This window comes from Shewanella surugensis (genome assembly GCF_023284005.1).
GTDB classification, from domain to species: Bacteria; Pseudomonadota; Gammaproteobacteria; order Enterobacterales; family Shewanellaceae; genus Shewanella; species Shewanella surugensis.
In genome coordinates this window covers 1-1801 of sequence record NZ_JAKIKS010000289.1, presented here as the reverse complement: position 1 = coordinate 1801, position 1801 = coordinate 1, and the positions used below count along the sequence as shown (strand labels likewise).

General features: G+C 36.5%; 1 protein-coding gene. It reads right to left on the bottom strand.

Going from position 1 to position 1801, the window contains the following annotated elements; all coding sequences use genetic code 11:
* Positions 1 to 325 precede the first annotated feature (325 nt).
* Positions 326 to 1555 (bottom strand): glycoside hydrolase family 26 protein, encoded by a 1230-nt coding sequence (locus L2764_RS27005; RefSeq protein WP_248943417.1) that lies wholly within the window; start codon positions 1553 to 1555, stop codon positions 326 to 328.
* Positions 1556 to 1801: the final 246 nt, after the last annotated feature.

Below are 1801 nucleotides of genomic sequence, written 5' to 3'. Positions count from 1 at the left end.
TGGTTATCTTGCCATGATTTTATCACTTTTGATGCACTCAAAGAGAGTGTAAAAAACATCATGGATAATTATCCGTCAAAATATACGATAACTTTTAGTTAAGCACTTAGCAATATAATTTAAATATCTAACCTAAACACAGGGTGAGAATGTGAATGCTCACTTTTCACCCTGCTGATATTTTTTGTTTCCGTTTGATACTCGCTTTTCTCCTTGTCTCTACAAAGCGATATGCCGCACGACAAGCAATACCTCAGCTCCATTATCCCGATAAATTTGACACTTATACTCATTCATAGAAGCATTAAGTACCCAATTGACACGATTATTTTGCTTGCCTTGCCTGCTTTGCAATAATGTCATGATGTTGTTTACGATGTTTTTCTATTACCGCTTGCGAGAGCCCACGAAAACCATCAGCTTGGCTTTGCATGCTTTTACCTGAATGCGTTATTGTACTATCGATTGAACTTGCCGCTATTCTATAACTTACACTTGATAATAGTTCATCCATTCCGTAAGACTCGGCGGTATTAAAATTACTCGTAATATACTTTTGCTGTGCCATCTTTTTAAATTTAGCTAATCCAGTATTATGATCCTCTTCGTTAATTGACCAACTGTGCTCTTTATTCATATTAAACCAGACAATACCTTTAATCGCTACGAAATTAGAGCTAATTTGCTTAAACATATCGTTGATCCATTTAGCTTTACTCTCATTGCTATCACTGTCATCACCGCCATATTCAATTGACGATTCAGGCAAATCACTCGGCTCTACTGTTGCGATTTCTGCAATTAAAATAGGCTTGTGAGGAAAACTTGAAACCAGTATTGTATATTGCTCTTCAAATAGTTCCGTGAAAGTATTCCATTCAGAAAAGGAATAATTTGAGCCCCAGTTATATCCATCAAGGGATGTCCAGTCCACCATATCATCGCCAGGGTAATATTGGGTAATGTCATTATAATCATCAATATCGACGTTATTGGCATTCCATACCCACTCGATATACTGGTTTGCACCTGCAACTTCAAACTTGTTATGTAGATACTGCCAAGCTTGAATATAGTTGCTCGGATCATTACTCCAAGGGTACCATATGCCATTAAATTCATGGGCAAAACGTAATAATACTCGAACATCAGGATCATCAAGATCTTCTGCCCATAGTATGAAGTCAGCAATCCACTCATCTAAATACGGATCCCAATCACCATTACTTATCTCAGTTAACAGGTTATCGTTCGAACGTTCAAAGAGTGTGGGTTCAAGGGTGATCATGGGGGTCGCGCCTTCATTGACAATATTTGAACATTGCACGTAAAGATTATCCCAATTGTAATCAAAGCTGGTGAAGATATTAATAATAGCGAGCTCATTATTGATATCTAATTCAAAGTCAGTAATTTTTTCAGGGTTATAAGCATCTTCTAAAAGGTAAGCGCCAAGCATGATGTCACTATTCTTGTTAGCAGAAGAATTATTGCCAGCAAAACTCAATGTGGTTGTGATAAGGGTTAATAAGATTGAAAAAATAAAGTTACGCATTATAGCTGCCTCCATGCATCAGATAAGAATCAATAAGCATCTAATTTTAGCTTGACTATATTTTTTGACATGAGGCAAAAGTATGATATTGAACTAACCTTTTGGGTATATCTTTACAAGGTAGCAATACTTTTGTACTAGGGGGCGTTGACAATTGGCCATGATTAGCTGATTAAGATACAATTTTTCTCTTTGAAATTCATATGTCTCGTAAAATGATTAGCGATAAGCAGTGGCGACGAATTC